Annotated in this window: 15 protein-coding genes; 7 read left to right on the top strand and 8 right to left on the bottom strand. The window is 69.2% G+C overall.

From position 1 onward, the window contains the following. Window positions 1-226: 226 nt before the first annotated feature. Both QHF89_RS36290 and QHF89_RS36285 read right to left on the bottom strand, forming a co-directional pair. On the bottom strand, window positions 227-493 hold the full coding sequence (locus QHF89_RS36290; protein WP_136934803.1) for a hypothetical protein: 267 nt from the start codon (window positions 491-493) through the stop codon (window positions 227-229). 134 nt (window positions 494-627) lie between these two features. Beyond that, window positions 628-1,755 carry a hypothetical protein gene (locus QHF89_RS36285; RefSeq protein ID WP_136970495.1) on the bottom strand — a complete coding sequence of 376 codons (1,128 nt, stop codon included), beginning with the start codon at window positions 1,753-1,755 and terminating at the stop codon, window positions 628-630. 159 nt (window positions 1,756-1,914) lie between these two features. Here QHF89_RS36285 and adh point away from each other — a divergent pair, with 159 nt between their 5' ends. Both adh and QHF89_RS36275 read left to right on the top strand, forming a co-directional pair. Next, window positions 1,915-3,435 carry an aldehyde dehydrogenase gene (gene adh / locus QHF89_RS36280; protein ID WP_136970496.1) on the top strand — a complete coding sequence of 507 codons (1,521 nt, stop codon included), beginning with the start codon at window positions 1,915-1,917 and terminating at the stop codon, window positions 3,433-3,435. Then, window positions 3,435-3,830 (top strand): DUF779 domain-containing protein, encoded by a 396-nt coding sequence (locus QHF89_RS36275; RefSeq protein WP_136970497.1) that lies wholly within the window; start codon window positions 3,435-3,437, stop codon window positions 3,828-3,830. Before adh ends, QHF89_RS36275 begins: the two co-directional genes overlap by 1 nt. On the opposite strand, the gene QHF89_RS36270 is transcribed toward QHF89_RS36275, so the two are convergent. Next, window positions 3,808-5,631, bottom strand: a complete 1,824-nt coding sequence (locus QHF89_RS36270; RefSeq protein WP_136970498.1) for a DNA methyltransferase — start codon at window positions 5,629-5,631, stop codon at window positions 3,808-3,810. The two genes, QHF89_RS36275 and QHF89_RS36270, sit on opposite strands and share 23 nt — an antisense overlap. A 105-nt stretch (window positions 5,632-5,736) precedes the next feature. Between QHF89_RS36270 and QHF89_RS36265 the strand changes: the two genes are divergently transcribed. Both QHF89_RS36265 and QHF89_RS36260 read left to right on the top strand, forming a co-directional pair. Then, on the top strand, window positions 5,737-6,732 hold the full coding sequence (locus QHF89_RS36265; protein WP_136970499.1) for a hypothetical protein: 996 nt from the start codon (window positions 5,737-5,739) through the stop codon (window positions 6,730-6,732). A 38-nt stretch (window positions 6,733-6,770) separates the two neighbouring features. Further along, a complete protein-coding gene (locus QHF89_RS36260; RefSeq protein ID WP_136970500.1) occupies window positions 6,771-7,631 on the top strand; it encodes a hypothetical protein in 861 nt (286 codons plus the stop codon). 3 nt (window positions 7,632-7,634) lie between these two features. Here the strand turns inward: QHF89_RS36260 and QHF89_RS36255 are convergent, their stop codons facing one another. Beyond that, window positions 7,635-8,078 (bottom strand): hypothetical protein, encoded by a 444-nt coding sequence (locus QHF89_RS36255; protein ID WP_136934796.1) that lies wholly within the window; start codon window positions 8,076-8,078, stop codon window positions 7,635-7,637. Between the two features lie 210 nt (window positions 8,079-8,288). Here QHF89_RS36255 and QHF89_RS36250 point away from each other — a divergent pair, with 210 nt between their 5' ends. Both QHF89_RS36250 and QHF89_RS36245 read left to right on the top strand, forming a co-directional pair. Then, a complete protein-coding gene (locus QHF89_RS36250) occupies window positions 8,289-9,806 on the top strand; it encodes an amidase (protein WP_284721377.1) in 1,518 nt (505 codons plus the stop codon). 67 nt (window positions 9,807-9,873) lie between these two features. Continuing rightward, entirely contained in the window at window positions 9,874-12,207 is a 2,334-nt protein-coding gene (locus QHF89_RS36245) for a spermidine synthase family protein (protein ID WP_136970501.1), read from the top strand. Here QHF89_RS36245 and QHF89_RS36240 read toward each other — a convergent pair. The 4 genes from QHF89_RS36240 to QHF89_RS36225 form a co-directional block, all read right to left on the bottom strand. Further along, window positions 12,192-13,439 (bottom strand): AgmX/PglI C-terminal domain-containing protein, encoded by a 1,248-nt coding sequence (locus QHF89_RS36240; protein WP_136970502.1) that lies wholly within the window; start codon window positions 13,437-13,439, stop codon window positions 12,192-12,194. The two genes, QHF89_RS36245 and QHF89_RS36240, sit on opposite strands and share 16 nt — an antisense overlap. A 161-nt stretch (window positions 13,440-13,600) precedes the next feature. After that, window positions 13,601-14,329 (bottom strand): response regulator transcription factor, encoded by a 729-nt coding sequence (locus QHF89_RS36235; protein WP_136970503.1) that lies wholly within the window; start codon window positions 14,327-14,329, stop codon window positions 13,601-13,603. Beyond that, window positions 14,326-16,179, bottom strand: coding sequence for a sensor histidine kinase (locus QHF89_RS36230; RefSeq protein WP_136970504.1), 1,854 nt, complete (start codon window positions 16,177-16,179; stop codon window positions 14,326-14,328). Before QHF89_RS36230 ends, QHF89_RS36235 begins: the two co-directional genes overlap by 4 nt. Before the next feature lie 24 nt (window positions 16,180-16,203). Continuing rightward, on the bottom strand, window positions 16,204-16,866 hold the full coding sequence (locus tag QHF89_RS36225) for a hypothetical protein (protein ID WP_136970505.1): 663 nt from the start codon (window positions 16,864-16,866) through the stop codon (window positions 16,204-16,206). 81 nt (window positions 16,867-16,947) lie between these two features. Here QHF89_RS36225 and QHF89_RS36220 point away from each other — a divergent pair, with 81 nt between their 5' ends. Beyond that, complete coding sequence (locus QHF89_RS36220) at window positions 16,948-17,442, top strand: hypothetical protein (RefSeq protein ID WP_136970506.1); 495 nt, start codon at window positions 16,948-16,950, stop codon at window positions 17,440-17,442. The last annotated feature ends 228 nt before the right edge of the window (window positions 17,443-17,670 follow it).

Below are 17,670 nucleotides of genomic sequence, written 5' to 3'. Positions count from 1 at the left end.
AGGGGGCTGTCCGCCCCCTTCACCCCGGACCAGGCACGGCCTGGACCGAAAACGGAGAAACCGCGCATCGCGCGGTTTCTCCGACGGGCCTGTGGCAAGACCACAAATCACCTCGCCAGCAGAAACGGCGGCGTTGGTGTATATGGTTGCGACGATTTCCATGGCGACAGCGCGCATCGCGCGCTGTCGCCGCGCGTCCAGGGTGAAACCCCGGCGCGCCGCTTGCTCAAGCCTTGCTGAGGAAGCTCTTGACCTGCGACTCGATCGCGCTGCCAGGCACCACGAAGGGCTTGTCCGTAATGTCCACGGCGAACGCCTGGCCCGTGATCGTGTAGACGCCCTTGACCGTGCCAGCCGGGGTGGGGACCGAGAAATCACCCTTCTTCTCGTCGCCGCCGAACTTGCCGCCCGCCTTCTCGATGGCGCCCCTCGCCTTCGCGATGATGTCAACCGCGGCGCCGGGGAAATTGACCGAGAAACTGTGCTTTGCCATGTCGTATACCCCTGTGGTTATGCGCCGCGCGGAGCCTACTCCCCCTCACGGCAGTGGGGACCCTAATCCGTTCCCGTGATGAAATCCAGCCCGAACTCCCTCGCCAACTTATCGAAGTGGCTCAATAAGACGCGTCAGGTCTGGGGCGGCCGGCTTCGCTTCTTCTCGGCCTCGAGCGTCTCTTCGAGCTTCCCCTTGCCCTCATCCACGACCTCGCGCTCGTACCAGGGGCGCGTCGAGCGCTCGCGGACGCGGTAGATGAGCCACGCCCCGAGGAGCAGCGGCACCACGCTCCAGGCGAGGTGGTGGACCGTCAGGTGACCCCCGATCGTCGTGTTCGAAGCGAGTTGCCCCTCGACGAGCCGCACCGGCAAGATCTGGCCCTCGTGCATCCAGGCGAAGTCTTCCTCCTCCACCTCGTCGTTGACCACGAGTTCGTCCCGCGTCGAGAGCCATACCCGATAATGGTGCGTGATGGTGTCGTCGCTCTCCGTGACGTAATGGTCGAGCTTGCGGATGGTGGCCGTCGTGTCCGTGCCGGCCCAGCGCCGGATGTGATAGCCGAGGAACATGATGTGAAACGCGAGCGCGGTGAGCGCGATCCACATCGCCCAGCGCCCGTGAAAGCGGGCGCGCTCGTGGAAACGCTCGCCGAGCGGCTGCGATGAGAGCAGCATGCGCCCGCTGCGCGGCGGCCGTAGCACGTACCCCTCGCCCCCCGTTCGATAACCCGCCGCCGGCTGCGCCTCCGGATCCGGCGCGCGCGAGAGCACCCCCGCGGCGTACACGCGCTCGCCGGGCGTGAGCTCGGCGTACCGTATGCGGGCCTTCAGATCGACGCGGACGAGCCCGTCCATTTCGTCCACGAGGAAAACGTCGTCCCGCGGCTCGATCCGCACACGATCGCCGGACGCGAGGCGCAGGTAAAATGGCGCGACGAAGACCCGCCGCTTCTTTTCGGTCCACTTGTGCGACCACACGCCGGAGCTCTCGGACTCCTCGCCTTCCTGATCCACCTCCACGCGCACCGTGGTGTCCGACCCCTCCGCCCGCTCGACCTTGCCGAAGAGCACCGCCTCGCCGGCCACGAGCGGCTTCTCGCCGTCGAACGTGGCCTCGGCCGCCCGTGCCTCCGCGCGCTTGCGGACCCGCGCGAGGAGCGCGACGCCAGAGAGCGCGACGAAACCCAGCGTACCCACGCCGTCCACGAGGAACGACGAGATCAGGGGGCCGATGTGGTTCTCCGACATCAGATCCGGCATGACGTCGACGTTACCACACACGCGGGCCGAGCCGCGGCCTTGCTGCGCCCGGAAACCCCCTTGACACCGGCCACCCCGGGGAGTTTGCTCCTCGCTCGCCTCCGAGGCGGCCCGCGGGGGGCACGTCGGGGGGCGAGACACGCTGCGGAGGAAATCGCAATGGTGTACGTGCCGCCCAACCAAGAAGGCTCCAAGGTCGCGTTCAAGTCCCGCTATGGGAACTACATCGGCGGTGAGTGGGTCGCCCCGGTGAAGGGGGAGCATTTCGAGGACATCTCCCCCGTGAACGGCCGGCCTTTCTGCGAGATCCCGCGCTCCTCCGCGGAGGACATCGACAAGGCGCTCGACGCCGCGCACGCCGCGCGCGCCGCCTGGGGTCGCACCTCGCCGACGGATCGCGCGAACATCCTGAACAAGATCGCCGACCGCATGGAGCAGAACCTCGAAAAGCTCGCGGTCGCGGAGACGTGGGACAACGGCAAGCCCGTGCGCGAGACGCTCGCGGCCGACCTGCCGCTCGCCATCGACCATTTCCGTTATTTCGCGGGCTGTATTCGTGGCTCGGAGGGCACGATCGGCCAGATCGACGACACCACCGTCGCCTACCATTTCCCCGAGCCGCTCGGCGTCATCGGCCAGATCATCCCCTGGAACTTCCCGCTGCTCATGGCCGCGTGGAAGCTCGCGCCCGCGCTCGCCGCCGGCAACTGCGTCGTCCTCAAGCCCGCCGAGCAGACGCCGGCCTCGATTCTGCTCTGGGCCGAGCTCGTCGGCGACCTCCTGCCGCCGGGCGTCGTCAACATCGTGAACGGCTTCGGCTTCGAGGCCGGCAAGCCGCTCGCGTCGAGCCCGCGCATCGCGAAGATCGCGTTCACCGGCGAGACCACGACGGGCCGCCTCATCATGCAATATGCCTCGGAGAACCTGATTCCGGTCACGCTGGAGCTCGGCGGCAAGTCGCCAAACGTGTTCTTCGAAGACGTCTTCGCGCAGAACGACGATTTCGCCGACAAGGCGCTCGAAGGGTTCGCCATGTTCGCCCTGAACCAGGGCGAGGTCTGCACCTGCCCGTCGCGCGCGCTCGTGGCCGAGAAGATCTACCGCCAGTTCATCGAGCGCGCCGTCGAGCGGACGAAGAAGATCAAGCAGGGCAACCCGCTCGATCCGACGACGATGATCGGCGCGCAGGCGTCGAGTGATCAGCTCGAGAAGATCCTCTCCTACATCGACATCGGCAAGAAGGAGGGCGCGAAGTGCCTCATCGGCGGCGAGCGCGTGCGGCTCGGCGGTGATCTCGACAATGGGTATTACGTCGCGCCGACGATCTTCGAGGGCACGAACCGGATGCGCATCTTCCAGGAGGAGATCTTCGGGCCTGTCGTGAGCGTGACGTCGTTCAAGGACGAGGCCGAGGCGCTCGCTGTCGCGAACGACACGCTGTATGGCCTCGGCGCCGGCGTGTGGACGCGCGACATCAACACGGCGTATCGCATGGGCCGCGCGATCCAGGCGGGCCGCGTGTGGACGAACTGCTACCACCTCTATCCGGCGCACGCGGCGTTCGGCGGCTACAAGCAGTCGGGCATCGGGCGCGAGACGCACAAGATGATGCTCTCGCATTACCAGCAGACGAAGAACCTGCTCGTCAGCTACAGCCCGAAGGCGCTGGGGTTCTTCTGATGGAAGCCTCGGCCCCGCCGCGCGTCACGGCCACGGAGGCGGCCATCGGCCTCATCCGGCGGCTCGTCGTGCGTCACGGCCCGCTCATGTTCCACCAATCGGGGGGCTGCTGCGACGGCAGCGCCCCGATGTGTTACCCCCGTGGGGAGTTCAAGGTGGGCGAGCGGGACGTCTTGCTCGGCGAGATCGAGGGCTGCCCCGTGTACATCGGCGGCGCGCAGTTCGAGCTGTGGAAACACACGCAGCTCGTGATTGACGCCGTCCCGGGCCGCGGGGCCGGCTTCTCGATCGAATCCCCCGAGGGCATGCGATTCCTCACGCGATCGAATGTCTTTGGCGGGGACGAGCTCTGCGCGCTCGACGCCGTCGGCGTCAGGCGCGGCCCGCAAGGCTGAGCACGGCATACCGTTCGAAGAGCGCCCGCAGCCGGTCCGCCTCCGTGCGGAGCGGCGTTCTCCCCTCGAAAAGCACCTCCACGGCCCTATCGAGCCCATCGTGGGCCCGCGCCAGCTCCTTGGGCATTCCCCGCGGATCGTAAAGCTCGCCGAGGCTCTTGCCCGGGAACGTCCTTCGCGCGTCGAGCACGGCGCGGGCCGCCTCCTCCACGCGGCGGCGGCCTTCGGCGTCGGGTTCGGGGAAGGGGAACGTGCAATAGGTGAGGTGCGGCGCGATGCTGATGTCGCTCTTCATGCGCCCCGCCACGGCGCGCACCCAGGCCATGAACATGCTCGATTGCAGCATCCCGAAGAGCCAGTCGTCGGCGCCGGGGAACGTGATCAGCTTGTTGCCGGCGATCACCTCCGGATCGAGGAACGCCGCGGGGATCACGCGGCGGTTCTCCGAGGAGACCTCCGGGAGCGCGAGGTAACGGACGGAGGGCTGCCGGATCTGCGTGAACAGCCACGGTTTGTCCGCGAGGTCTCGCACCGACGGCGTGCGCGACGCGAGGCGCAGCCGACGAATGGCCTCGATACGCCGTTGCAGAACCGGAGACGCCGTGATCTCCTCGGGGCCTACGCCTTCGAGCCAGAGGCAATGGCGCGGCTCGTCCCAGAGAAACGCCGACGCCTGGAGATACCGCCGCACGTAACGCCGGGCCACGGGATCGGCCATCACCGCGGCGTGGTCTGCGGGCTCGACGACGAGGTGGCCGCCGTCGGTCGGCTGGTTGCCTTTCGTGCCCGCAGGATAACCGGCGCCGAGCGGAGTTTTTCGTTTTCGCGGTACGACGTCCGGCCCGTCGGCGAGATACACATTGATGTTCGCCGCCGCCCGCTCCACGGGTTCGCCTCGCGGATCGGGGTAATCGAAGATCCGGCGCGGCCCGGTGTCCCCGCGGGAAAACCCGAGCACCACCACATGGACGTTCGCTTTCCCTCTCGATGCGCTCGCCCAGTGGAACGTCCGATGCGCGAAATCGATCCGAACCCCGTACCGGCAGAGCAGCGGGCCGAGGCTCCGCGCCTGCTCGCCCTGGGTCAGGGAGTTCGTGGCGACGAACGCGAATCGGACGGGGTGGCCCGCGCCGTACGTGATCGCGCGGGCGATGAACGCCGCGGCATAATCGAGCCTGCCGGCGTGGATCCCGCGCGTGTCGAGCGGCTCGAAGGCGAGGCGGCGATCCTCCTGCTGTTCGGGGCTCATCCAGGCCATGCCCACGAAGGGCGGATTTCCGAAGACGAACGACGCGCGCTCGGCGGGCAAAACGTCGTTCCAGTCGATCCGCAGCGCATTGCCGACCGTGATGCGCGGCGCTTCGTCGCGCGGGCCCACGATGTCGTGGCCCTCGGCCTCCTGTTCCAGCGCAATCCGCGCGGCGTCCGCGGCGCGCGCGTCGATCTCGATCCCGCAAAATTGGTCGAGCCGCACCCGGCGCGGCAGGGCCGTGCCCCGCGCGCGGAGGCGAACGAGGGCCTCGATTTCGAGCCTGCGTACTTCTCGGTATGCAACCACGAGAAAATTTCCCGCGCCGCACGAGGGATCGAGGAAACGCAGACCGAGGAGCCGCTCCACGAACGCGTGAAGCGCGGCGGCCGTGCGCGCCGCGGCGAGCGAGGCTTCGAGCGCGTCGAGGAAGAGCGGCCGGATCGTGCGGAGGATGAACGCCTCGTTCGTGTAATGCACGCCGAGCTGCCGGCGCTCGGCGGCGCTGATCGTCTCCTCCACGCGCTCGGGCGCTCCGGTCACGGGCGCCATGATGTTCGTCCGTCCTCCCGTGCGTCAAGGCGCAACGCGGGGGAAGGGCCCCAAGGAAAAATCACTGGATCGCGAGGGCCGAAGGGGAGGATGCTGCGCGCGCTCATGCAGAACGCGCTCCTTCCCCTGCTGCTCCTCCTGTTCACCGCGGCCTGCGGCGCCTCGTCCGAGGCCACGAGAGACCCGGCCACGCCCGCCTCCGGTTCGTCCGCGGGGAGCCCCGACGAGGCCGCGGATCCTTCCGCGACGAACGTCGACGTCTTCTCCTTCGGGTGGAAAGTGCCTTGCCGCGTCCCCGTCCTGCGCGTCTCGGAGAAGCGGGGCAAGACCGTGAAGATGCGCTTCTTCGTCGCAGCCCGCCCTGCCAAGAACGACAGGATCGAGGTCCGCGTCGAGGGCACCGAATTCCTCGAGATTGACGGCGAGGACGCCACCACGCCCGAGGCCCAGGAAAAGCTCGCCCCGGTGCTCCCGCTGCTCAGCATGCCCGTGCCCATGATCATTTCGGCCGAGGGCGAGTACCTGGAGGCCCGCGAGCTCGATCAGGTCATCGAGCGGCTGCTGGCCACGCCGGCGATCACCAAGAACCCGAAGCTCTCCGCGTTCATGGCGCAGGCGCTCCGCTCGCCGCAGATGCAGGCGCAGCTCGCCGCCTCCGTGGGGGACGCCTGGAATTCCTGGGTCGGCGCGTGGATCGGGCTCTCGAATTCGCCGGGCGAGGTCGTCGAGGCGGACGACGTGGTCCCGGCCGGCGCGGAGAAGGTCCCTGTGCGCATGCGCTTCGAGCACCACGGCAAAGTCCAGGGCGACGACGCGCTCGTCCGCGTGTCGATCACCCAGACCCTCGCGGGGGAAAAGGCCGAGCAGGGACTCGCGAACCTCCTCCGCGAGGTCGCCGGACCCCATTTCCCCAAAGACATGCCCATCGAAAATCTCCGCCGTATCACGCGCACCGAGGCGGAGACCGATCCACGCACGCTTCGGCCCCGTCACGTTCGGTTCGAGCAGACCGTCGATTTGACGATGGGAGGAAAATCGCAGTCGACACGGGAGTTCAAGGACGACACGTTCGACTGGTCCCGCGCCGAGGGCTGCCGCTGACCCCTGCCGTCTCGCCGAGCGCCGTGATAAATAGCGGCATGCGAAACGACGGAAACCTCTCAGCGCTCCTCCTCCTCGCGGCCGCCCTGGGCGCCGCCGGGTGCACGACCGAGGAACGACAGTTCGTCAGCATTTGCGACACGGCGCTCCTTTGCGACGACTTCGAATCGTACGCCGACAGCGACAAACCCGGCGGCAAGTGGCGCACCGTCGAGGTGGGAGGGTCCGTCGTCGTCTCCTCGGAGAACGCCCGGAGCGGCTCGCGCGCGGTGAAGGTCACGGCGACCTCGACTGCCATGAGCGGCGATTTCCGGACCGTGATGCTCGCGCTCGACGACACCTCGGTGCTCCCCCCGGAGGGAAACGTGCTTTATGGTCGGGCGATGTTGTTCGTCGAATCCGTGCCCATGGAGCCGGGGGGCATCGGGCTCGTGACGGCGCAGGGGCGCGTCCCTGGACAGAACTACAAGGCCTATTACCGATATGGTGTGCACCATCCGGTGTTCGATGCGATGGGATCGTTCCTCGGCAGCCAGCTCACGGCGTTTTACGACACGCCCGATTATTACGAAGATCCCATGAGCGCCCCCCACACGGCGTGCTGGGCCCACTCGCACGAGGTGACCATACCCGTGGGGCGGTGGACGTGCTTCGAATGGAAGTTCGACGGGCAGAACAACGCGATGCAGCTCTCCGTCGACGGATATGGCGTCCCCGGCCTCGCCGTGAAGGAGACCGGGGACGGCTGCACGAACCCGGACACCCCCGCGGCTCCTTGGACGGCGCCGCTCTTCTCCGAGATCTACCTCGGGTGGGAGTCCTATCTGCCCGACGAGGCGCGCGCGATCTGGATCGACGACGTCGTCCTCGCCACGCAGCCGATCGGTTGTCCTGAATGAACGTTACTTCTTGCCCTTGAACGTCCAGTCGTACGAAACGACGGTCGCGTCGTTTTTCGTGGTACCCGTGACCTCCATCGAGAGGGCGCCCGTGCCGTCGAAGTTCAGCGTCGCCGAGAGGGGGAGCTTGCCTTCCCAGTTCGCCACTTTGACGTCACACGTGTTTTTCACGACCACGAGCGTCGGCGTCGACGCCTCGCCCTTCATCTCGCAGGACGCGAATTTCACGGTGTAGCCGCTCGCGTCCTTCGCGACCGTCACGGTCGCGTCGGGCACCTTGCGCGGCGGCGACTCGTTCTTGGCGACGTCCGTCGTCTGCGGGACGGCGATCTTCACCGTACCGGACTCCGTGGCCTCGCCCTTGTACGTGCCCGAATAATCCGTGCCACAACCGGCCGCGCCGAGGGCCCCCACCGCGAGAAGACCGAAGAGAATTTGGTGTTTCATCGTGCCTCGTTCGATGCACCGAAGACCCAAGCACCTGGCGTGCCGGGCTCGCTCGTCGCCCTACATACACCAACCTGCCCGGTGTTTCACCCCTCGCGCGTGGTGCGGCCCCGCGCGGCGCGCAAGATGCGCGCGGCGGCGCAGGAGATGCGCGGCGGGCGTGCCCTTCGTCGTTGAGTCGGGCGCGCGCGATCTGGTAGGTAAACGAAGGTGAGCTTCAAGGAATACGACGACCACGACGCCCTCGGCCTCGCCGCGCTCGTGAAAAAGGGCGAGGTAAGCCCCGCCGAGCTGCTCGAGGAGGCGATCACGCGCGCCGAACGCGTGAACGGGCGGCTCAACGCGATCGTGATCGGCATGCACGTCATCGCGCGGGCGCGGGCGCGCGGCGAGCTGCCCGACGGCCCCTTCCGCGGCGTGCCTTTCCTCATGAAGGACATGGCCACCGCGTATGCCGGCGTGCCGCTCCAGGCCGCGAGCCGCCTCTATCGGGGCAACGTCCCGGCCCACCACGCCGAGCTCACCGAGCGATTCCTGCGCGCCGGCCTCGTTGTCTTCGGCAAGACGAACTCCCCCGAGTTCGGCATCCTGCCGACAACGGAGCCCGAGCTTTATGGCCCCACGCACAACCCCTGGCGCCTCGGCTACTCGCCGGGCGGATCGAGCGGCGGCGCGGCCGCGGCCGTCGCGGCGGGGATCGTGCCCATGGCGCACGGCGGCGACGGCGGCGGCTCGATCCGCATCCCGGCCTCGTGTTGTGGCCTCTTCGGCTTCAAGCCCACGCGCGCGCGAAACCCCGTCGGCCCCGACGTGAGCGAGAGTTTTTACGGGTTCGCCGCCGAGCACGTCCTTTCCCGCACCGTGCGCGACAGCGCGGCCGCGCTCGACGCGACGGCCGGGCCCGAGGCGACCGCGATGTACCACGCGCCCGCGCCGTACCAGGGGTTTCTGGCTGCGCTCGGTTCGCCTCCCGAGAAACTCCGGATTGCGTTCACGAGTGATCCGCTCCTCCACGGCGCCGAGCCCCACCCGGACAACCGGCGCGCCGTCGAGGAGACGGCAAAGCTCCTCGAAAAGCTCGGCCATCACGTGGAGCCGGCGCGGCCGCGCTTCGAAGCGCGCGAGTTCGCGAAAGGGTTTTTCCTGCATTTCAGCGCGCTCGTCGCCGCCGAGATCCGCGCGGCGGAGGCCTTCCTCGGCCGCCCCGCGAAGCGCGAGGACGTCGAGCGGACGACGTGGCTCCTGAACCTCGTCGGCCGGAGCACGGACGCGGGGACGTTCGTGTATTACCGGCGCAAGCTCTTCGACGTGCAGCGCGCGATCGCCGGGTTTTTCCAGGACCACGACATCCTGCTCACGCCGACGATCGGCAGGCCGCCCGTGCCCCACGGGACGCTGCTCGCGAAGGGCCTCGAGGAGGGCATGCAGGAGCTCGTGGCGCGGCTCGATCGACCCGAGCTCCTGCGGCTGCCGCGCCTGCTCGACATGGCCGTGGACCGCGCGTATGCGTTTTCCCCGTTCACCCCGGTCTTCAACGTGACGGGCCAGCCTTCGGCGAGCGTGCCGCTCCACTGGAATGCCGACGGTTTGCCCATCGGGACCATGCTCACGGCGCGCTTCGGCGAGGACGCGCGCCTCTTCCGGCTCTGCGCGCAAATCGAGGAGGTCCAGTCTTTCCGCGCGCGGCGGGCCCCCGTGCATGCCGCTGCGTCGCCGGGTCTCTCGTGAGCTGAACCCGCGAAAAGGGCCCCTCGAAGGCTCCCGTCCCCGCGGCGGTTCGTGATAAACACCGGCGGTGCGAGTCACCCAACGGCAAGGCCTTTATGCGGGCGTGGCGATCATCTCGGCCGCGGGCATCGTCCTCCAGATCGCGCTGACGCGGCTCTACTCGGCGCTGCTCGGCCATCACCTCGCCTTCCTGGCCATTTCGCTCTCGCTCTTCGGCATCGGCCTCGGCGGCGTCCTTTTGTACGTCGCCCCCGCCCTGGTCCGCCCGACGCACCTCCTCGCGCGCCTCGGGCTCTTCTCCGGCCTCGCGGGCCTCGCCTCCGTCGTCGCCGTCGTGACGCTCCTGCATACGCGCCCGATCGAGACGATCGACCTCGCCGTCCTCGGGCGCCTCGCCGGGACGTACCTCGTGACGTCGATCCCGTTCGTCTTCATCGGCATCGTGGTGGCCGCGGCGTTGCGCCACGCCGCGGCGGACGTGAGCCGGCTCTACCTCGTCGATCTCCTGGGGGCCGCGGTCGGCGGCGCCGGATCCATTCTCGCGCTCCGGGCGGGCGGCCCGCGCGCGTGCCTCGTCGTCGGCTTGCTCTGCGCCCTCGCCGCGCTCTTCTTCGCCCTCGGCGCGCGGCAGGCGGAGGGGCCGTATGGGCCGCAACGGCCCGCGCCCATGTCCGTCATCGCCACGTTCGTCCTCAGCACGTGTGTGCTCTTCGCGGCCGATCTGCGCGTGCCTTGGCTCGTGCTTGGCGAGCTGCGCTGGGTCGACATGAAGCAGGTCGAGTTCCAGCAATGGAATGAGATGGCGCTCATCACCGTCGACAAACCCCAGGACGGAATGGCCTGGATGCGGATGGACGCGAGCGCTGCCACGGCCATCCTCGCGCCGGACAAGACGCCGCCGCTCCACCCCGATGAAATGGCGTATGTCCTGCACCGGGATCAGGGGCCCGTGCTCGTCATCGGGGCCGGAGGCGGGCGCGACGTCCGCGCCGCGCTCAAGGCGGGCCAGAAGGACGTGTTCGCCGCGGAGATCAACCCCACGATCGTCAACGGCGTGATGCGGGGGAAGTATCGCGATTTCAGCGGCGGCCTGTTCGAAAAGCCCGAGGTCCACGTCTCGGTCGCCGACGGCCGCAGCTTCGTGCGGCGTTCGCCGGTGCAGTTCCGCAACATCGTGATCTCGCTCGTGGACACCTGGGCGGCGGCCTCGGTCGGGGCGCTCGCGCTCTCGGAGAACAGCCTCTACACGGTCGAGGCGTTCCGCGATTTCATCGAGCGCCTCACCCCGGAGGGCACGCTCCTCGTCAATCGCTGGGACAACGAGTTTCCCCGCCTCCTCGCCCTCGGCGCGGCCGCCCTGCGCGAGACCGGCGCGGCCGAACCCAAAGACCACCTCTTCGCCTGCGGCAAGGAGCGCTCGACCTCGCTCCTCGTCAAGCGCACGCCGCTCACGCCCGAGGAGATCGCCTCGCTCCGCGCCCATTGCCAGACGAACCACTTCTACGAGGTGTTCGCCCCCGACGCGCCCGGCAATGATCTCCGCCGCCGCCTCGCCGCCCTGCCCGACGCGAGGCAGGCATGGCCCGACGCCCCGACCGACCTCACCCCGCCCACCGACGACCGCCCCTTCTTTTTCTACACCGTGCCCGCGCGCCGCCTCGTCTCGGTGCTCGGCAGCCCGAGCGAGCGGCAATTGCAACACGGGCTCCTCACGCTCGTGGGCCTGCTCGTCACGAGCGCCGTGAGCGCGGCGCTTTTCCTCCTGGGCCCGCTCCTCGTTCGTCGTGTCTCCATTCTGCGGGCGCCCGATCGGGGCCAGAGGCTGCGCGCGCTCCTCTTTTTCCTCGGGCTCGGCGCGGGGTTCGTCTACGTCGAGGTCGCGCTCGTGCAGTATTTCGTGATGTACCTCGGGCACCCGATCTATGCGCTCTCGACGGTGCTCGTGGCGCTTTTGCTCTCGACGGGCCTCGGGAGCCTGCTCACCGCGCGGATCGGCGTGGAGCGCGCGCAACGAGCGGCGCGCGCGAGGGCGATCTTGCTCGCGGCGCTGCTCGTGATCTACGCGCTCCTGCTCGGCCGCGTCCTCGGCCTCGCCGTGAGCTTGCCCTTCGGATTGCGCCTTGCCCTCACGCTGGCCCTCCTCGCGCCGCTCGGGTTGCTCCTCGGATCCCAGACGCCGCTCGGCGTGCGGCTCCTCGACGCGCGCGCGGCCGAGCTTCTGCCCTGGTGCTGGGGGCTCAATGGCGTGGCCAGCGTGGTGGCGACGGCGCTGGGGACGCTCGTCGCCATGCACGCGGGGTTTCGGTGGTTGCTCGTGGCCGGCGCCGCGACGTATCTCGTGGCTGCGCTCGTGGTGCCGGCGAGAGCGGGCGAGGAGAAATCGTCTCAGCCGGGCGTGTAGAGGACCGGATACACGACCGAGGTCTCCTTCGTCGCCGCGGGGAACACGAAGCTCTGGGCGGCGTCCCGCATGCACGTCTCCATCGACCGGAGCGCGGCCGACTCCGCGGTGGCCTTCAGGCTCGCCACGTGCCCGTCGGGGTCCACCTTGAAATCGAGCAAGATCCGACCTGACGCCGCCGGATTCGTCTGGAGGACCGCCTCGTAACAACCCCGGAACGCGCCGAAGTGGCTCCGCACGACGGCCTGGATCTCCTCCGCTTCGAGGGATTCGGGCACATCGACGCTCGTCGCTTCGAGGGGCAGCTCGTCCATCCCGGCGAGCGTGGTCTCGACGTTGTCGAGCTGGGCGAAGCGCGGCGCCGCGATGAGGATCACGGGCGGCGCGCCCTCGCGTTTCTTCGCCGCCACGAGCCCCTTGCCCTTCGCGAGCCGCGCCTTGATCTCGGCCGAAGGCAGCGGCAACGCGGCGTCATACCGCGCGGGGATCTCGCCGCCTTCGAGGTCGTAATAATAAACGACGAGCGACGAGGCGAGCTCGGCGCGCGCGCGGACAATGCCGACCCACGACGTCTCGCGGTTCGTGGTGCTTTGGACGTTCACCTCGCACGTCGGGCACGTCTTCTCTTTTTCGGCGCGCAGCGCGCCATCCACGTTGAACGTGCCGATTCGATCCCCCGAGACTTGACGGTCGCCGCCGAACACGAGCACCCGCACGCGATACCGACCGCCCGCGTCGGCCGGGAAATACTTCGCGAGCTCGGCCGCGAAGATCGAGACCGGCGGCACGGCCGGGGTGAGGCGGCGCTTCGGCGTGTCCTCGCTGCCCGTGAGCAGCTTGCGGAGGCGTTTCTCGGCCTCGGACGAGAAGGACCATTCTCGATCGCCCGCGTGGTTCGCGAGGAGGGCCTCGACGGCGCTGATCGCGCCTTCCATGTCGCCGTTGGCTTCGAGGGCGCGGCTCTGCACGAGCGTCGCCTCGTCCTGCTCGGTCGCCGTGGCGGCGGGATGCGTGAGCGCAGTCACGATCTCATCGAGCGCCTGCTTCGGATCCTCGCCCCGGTCGAGCGCGCGCGCGACCCGCTCGATACGAAGCGCGACCGACGCCTCACCGGCCGGCGCCGCCTGAATGGCGGGCGCCTCGGTCCCCTCGGTGCCTTCCCCCGCGCAACCGAGCACGAACGTCGAAGCCAAGGAAACCAGCGCAAAACCACGGCCAAGCTTGCTGTTCATAACGAGACCTCCTGTCGGCGCTTGGGGCTGCGGATCGCCTTCGGCGTCCTACGCCCCAAACCCCCTATGGCTGCCATCGCGGCGCCGTCTGGAGACCACTATGCGGCGCGTTCCTGTACGAAGTTTCTCTGCCATGTCACCGTTCGGTCACCGGGGGCGGGTCAGTCGCCGTCCGCGCTCGGGGCGCGCGTGAAGCGGTAGCCCGCGCCGCGCACGGTGACGAGGTGGCGGGGGTTCTTCGGGTCGTCCTCGATCTTGGCGCGGAGGCGGTTGATGAAGTTGTCGACGGTGCGATCGGTGCCGAAGTAGTCGGCGCCCCACACGGCATCGAGGATCCGCTGGCGGGGCAGGAGCGTGCCCTCGTGGCGCAGGAAGTACCGGAGCAGGCGCATTTCGAGCGCGGTCGTCTCGAGCGGCTGGCCCCTGCGGCTCAGCGTGTGGGCGCGGAAGTCGGCGGTGATGTCGCCGATCTGGAGGACCTCGGTCTCGACCTCGGCGCGCCTGCGCCGCCGGAGGGCCGCGTCGATGCGCGCGCAGAGCTCGGCCACGCCGAACGGTTTTACGATGTAATCGTCGGCGCCGAGCCGCAGGCCCCGGACCTTGTCGGGCTCCTCGCCTTTGGCCGTGACCATCAGAATGGGGACCTCGGGGTCCGCCTCGCGGAGCCGCTGACAGACCTCGAAGCCGTTCATGCCGGGGAGCATCACGTCGAGCAGGACGAGGTCGGGTTTTTGCGCGAGCGCGGCTTCGAGGCCGTCCTTGCCGGTGCCCGCGATCTCGACGCGGAATCCCTCGGATCGGAGGGTCTTCGTCATGGCGAGGCGCAAGCCGAGGTCGTCCTCGACGAGGAGAATGGTCTCCTGCCGCCCCGCGGGGCTCTTCGTGCTCATGATTTGCTCTCCTCGAGCGCGCGGGGGCTCCGCCCGGACGAGCCTGGCTTCGCCCCCGAACCCCCGGGAAACACCAACATGAATGCCGCCCCGCGGCCGGGCTCGCTCTCGACGCGCGCCGTACCGCCGTGCGCGCGCATCACGTGCCGGACCAGCGAGAGGCCGAGGCCGCTGCCCTCGGTTTCTCGGCTCAACTTGTCGTCGAGCCGCTCGAAGGGCTCGAAGATGCGCGCTTGATCCCGCCGCGAAATGCCGGCGCCCCGGTCCTCGACGCGAACCGTGATGGCTTCGCCCGCGCGCCGCACGACGACCCGATACGGCGCGCCGTCGGGCGCGTATTTGCGTGCATTGTCGAGCAGGTTGTCGAGGGCGAGGCGGACGAGCCCCGGATCGACGTGCGCGGGGGCCGGGGCGTCGATGGCGCGCTCGATCGCGGGCACATCGGGGAATCGCTCCTCGAAGGCGAGGATGGCCTCGTCCGCGACGGCCGCGAGATCGGCCTCGGCGCGCACCGCGGCGAGCCGACCCTTGGCCATGCGGCCGAGCGAGAGCATGCGCTCGACCGTGTCGCCGAGCCGCTTCGACTCGCGCGCGAGCGCCTCGAAGACCTCGTGTTGCTCCTCGGGCTCGACGCGCCCGCTTTCGAGCAGCTCAGCGAGCATGCGCACGGAGGAGACCGGCGTGCGGAGCTCGTGCGAGACGGCGGAGACGAAATCGACCCGAAGCTCGCTCGTGCGCCGCGCCGCGCGCATGCGCGCCCATAACAACGCGAGGAGGCCGAGCGAGACGACGACGGCGCCCCCGCCGATGGCGGCGAGGACGCGGCGGCTCCGCGCAGCCCTCCGATCGAGCGCGGTGCGATCGGCGGGGACGATGTGCATGGCGAGGCCGGGCGAGAGGAGGGTCGTCCCGCGGAGATCCCCGAACGAGGACACCGTCGGGGCGAAGAGGGCGCGCTCGCCGGGTTGCGTGACGGAAAACCCCGCGTCGAGGGAGGCGGCGAGGGACTCGCCGTGCACGACGAGGCCCGCGATCCGGCCGTCGTCGAGGGCGCGGAGGACGAAGATGGCGCCCGGGGCGCGAAACCGCAGCATGCCGGCGTGATCGGGGCCGCCGCGGAGCGCCGTCGCGGCCTCCTCGCTGCGCAAGGCTTCGAGGATACGGCCGCGCGTCGAGGGAGACCCCTTCAAGGCGAGGAGCGCGCGGGCGCGCAAGGCATCCCCGAGGGCGGTCGCCGTGGTGATCTCTTCGCGCGTGGCCTCGCGCTCCCCGGGGGCGAAGGAGGCCGCATGGCTCTCGATCCAGGCGATGAGGGCCGGAGCCTCGCTCTCCGAGAGGTTTACGAGCGCGACGACGGGATAAAGGAACCGGCCGCCGGCCCCGCGGACCTCCGGACAAACGTCGAGCAGCTCCTTCCGGGCGGCCTTCCGCGTGTCGGGGTGTTTCGTGGTGGTGAACGTGGCGGCGAGGGTATTGCAATGCTCTGTCGAAGCCGGCCGGGCGGCGCTCGCGGGCGGCGCGGCGGGGAGGGCGAGGGCGCGGTCGCGATCGAGGAGCAAGGGCGCCGCGAAGGGCGGGGCGATGCCGGCGAGGGTGCGCTCGGCGTCCCGGAGATCGGGGCCGAAGCGCGCGGCGGCGAGGGCCACGTCGGCCTCCGCGAGGGCCTGCTCGACGCGGAGCCGGAGCCGCTCGGCGCTGAAGTCGAGCGCGCTCTGCGCCTCGCGCCGCTGCGCCGCCTCCTCGCCCTCCATCGCGCGCAGGCCGAGCACGCCCACCGCGATCGAAGGCAGGAGCGCGAGCGTCACGAAGAGGAGGAGATCCCGCAGCCGCGCAGCGCGTTCGGTGAGCACGAGGCGGAGGTTCGCATGGAAATGTCACGGCCGTGTCACGGCGAGCGCGGGGCCGTGAAAGACGCCCCGCCGCGCCGTGGGAAAATCCTCCCCCGTGGCGCCGCGGCGGGCCGCGAGGGCCTCGGCGAGGAGGCCTTTTTCGAGGAGCGCCTGGACGTCCGCGCGCGTGGCCCCGTCCGTGGGGCCAAACCTCAGAAAATAGGGAGGGTCCCCGGTCTTGACGCCGAGCTCGGCGCGCTCGATCACGTGGCGCAGCAGCGCGAGGGCGTCCTCGGGGAGGCCCCGTCCGCCCATTTTTTCGACTGCTTCGGTCCAGTCGAGATCGGACGATCCGCGGAGTTTGTCGAAGATCAGCTCGTAGGCGCGCGCGAGGTCCGGAGCCCAGCCGACGGCGTCGATCGCGGCGTCGAGCACATATTGATGGGAATCCCCCGAGGCCTCCATGATCTCGGCCTGGGCGAGGCGGAGGCGTCCCTTCAGGGCGGGGTCCGTCACGGCCATGGCTACGACGAGGAACGTGGAGGCATCCGCGCGCTCGATCACGACCTCTTCGTTCATCGCCCGCGTGGCCCAGGCGAGCAGCTCCGCGGGAAGATCGGGATTGTCGGCAAGAGCCGACTTTGCGATTTCTTTTTCGTCGGCGCCTTCGTCGTTGCGGAGTCGATCCAGGAAGGATTGGGCGTCCATGCGGGGGAAGATACATGGGGTGAGGTCGAGAGTCTGCCCGGGTCTTGTGCCTCGGGCGGTAGGGATGTAGGCTCTGCGACCATGGCCTCGGCCGACGAGATTCCCGCGTGGCTCAAACTGCATCGCCTCCTCGTGTCCCTGCAGGACGGCGTGGGGGCCACGAACGCCATCGTGTGCGACCTCTCGGGCAGCTTGCTCTGTTACGGTCTGTCGCGGCGACCGCAGAACGGCCCCGCCGCGCTCGAGGTCCCCTCGTTGCGGCTGACCGAGGCCGAGTTCGAGCGCGAGCGCTCCACGCTCAGCGAGATGTTCGAGCGTGTGCTACGGGCGCGGGCGCCCGGGAACGACAAACCCGGCGCGCGCTTCACGGTCGCGCTGGCCGATGAAGAGCCGTTCACCTACGCGCAATCGTTCGGCGGTTACGTATTGCTGCTCTGGTTCAGCGGGCCGTTCACGCCGTTCCCGCTGGCCGCGAAGATCCGACCCGCGCTGCCAGCGATCGAGGCGCTGACGGTGATGCTCCCGCCGCCCGAGGGGCCGAGCCGAGGGGCGATGGCCATGCCGATGAGGGGGTGAGCCGCGGTTGCTGGAAGGGCACAGTGGCTCGCGCGGACGACACAGCCGTTCGCGCGAAGGGCACAGTGGCTCGCGCGAAGGGCACAGTGGCTCGCGCGAAGGGCACAGTGGCTCGCGCGAAGGGCACAGTGGCTCGCGCGAAGGGCACAGTAGCTCGCGCGAAGGGCACAGCAGCTCGCGCGAAGGGCACAGTGGCTCGCGCGAAGGGCACAGTGGCTCGCGCGAAGG

Source organism: Polyangium sorediatum (assembly GCF_029946465.1).
GTDB lineage: Bacteria > Myxococcota_A > Polyangia > Polyangiales > Polyangiaceae > Polyangium > Polyangium fumosum.
Note: the sequence above shows the minus strand (reverse complement) of the source record. Positions and strands in the feature narration are given on the sequence as shown.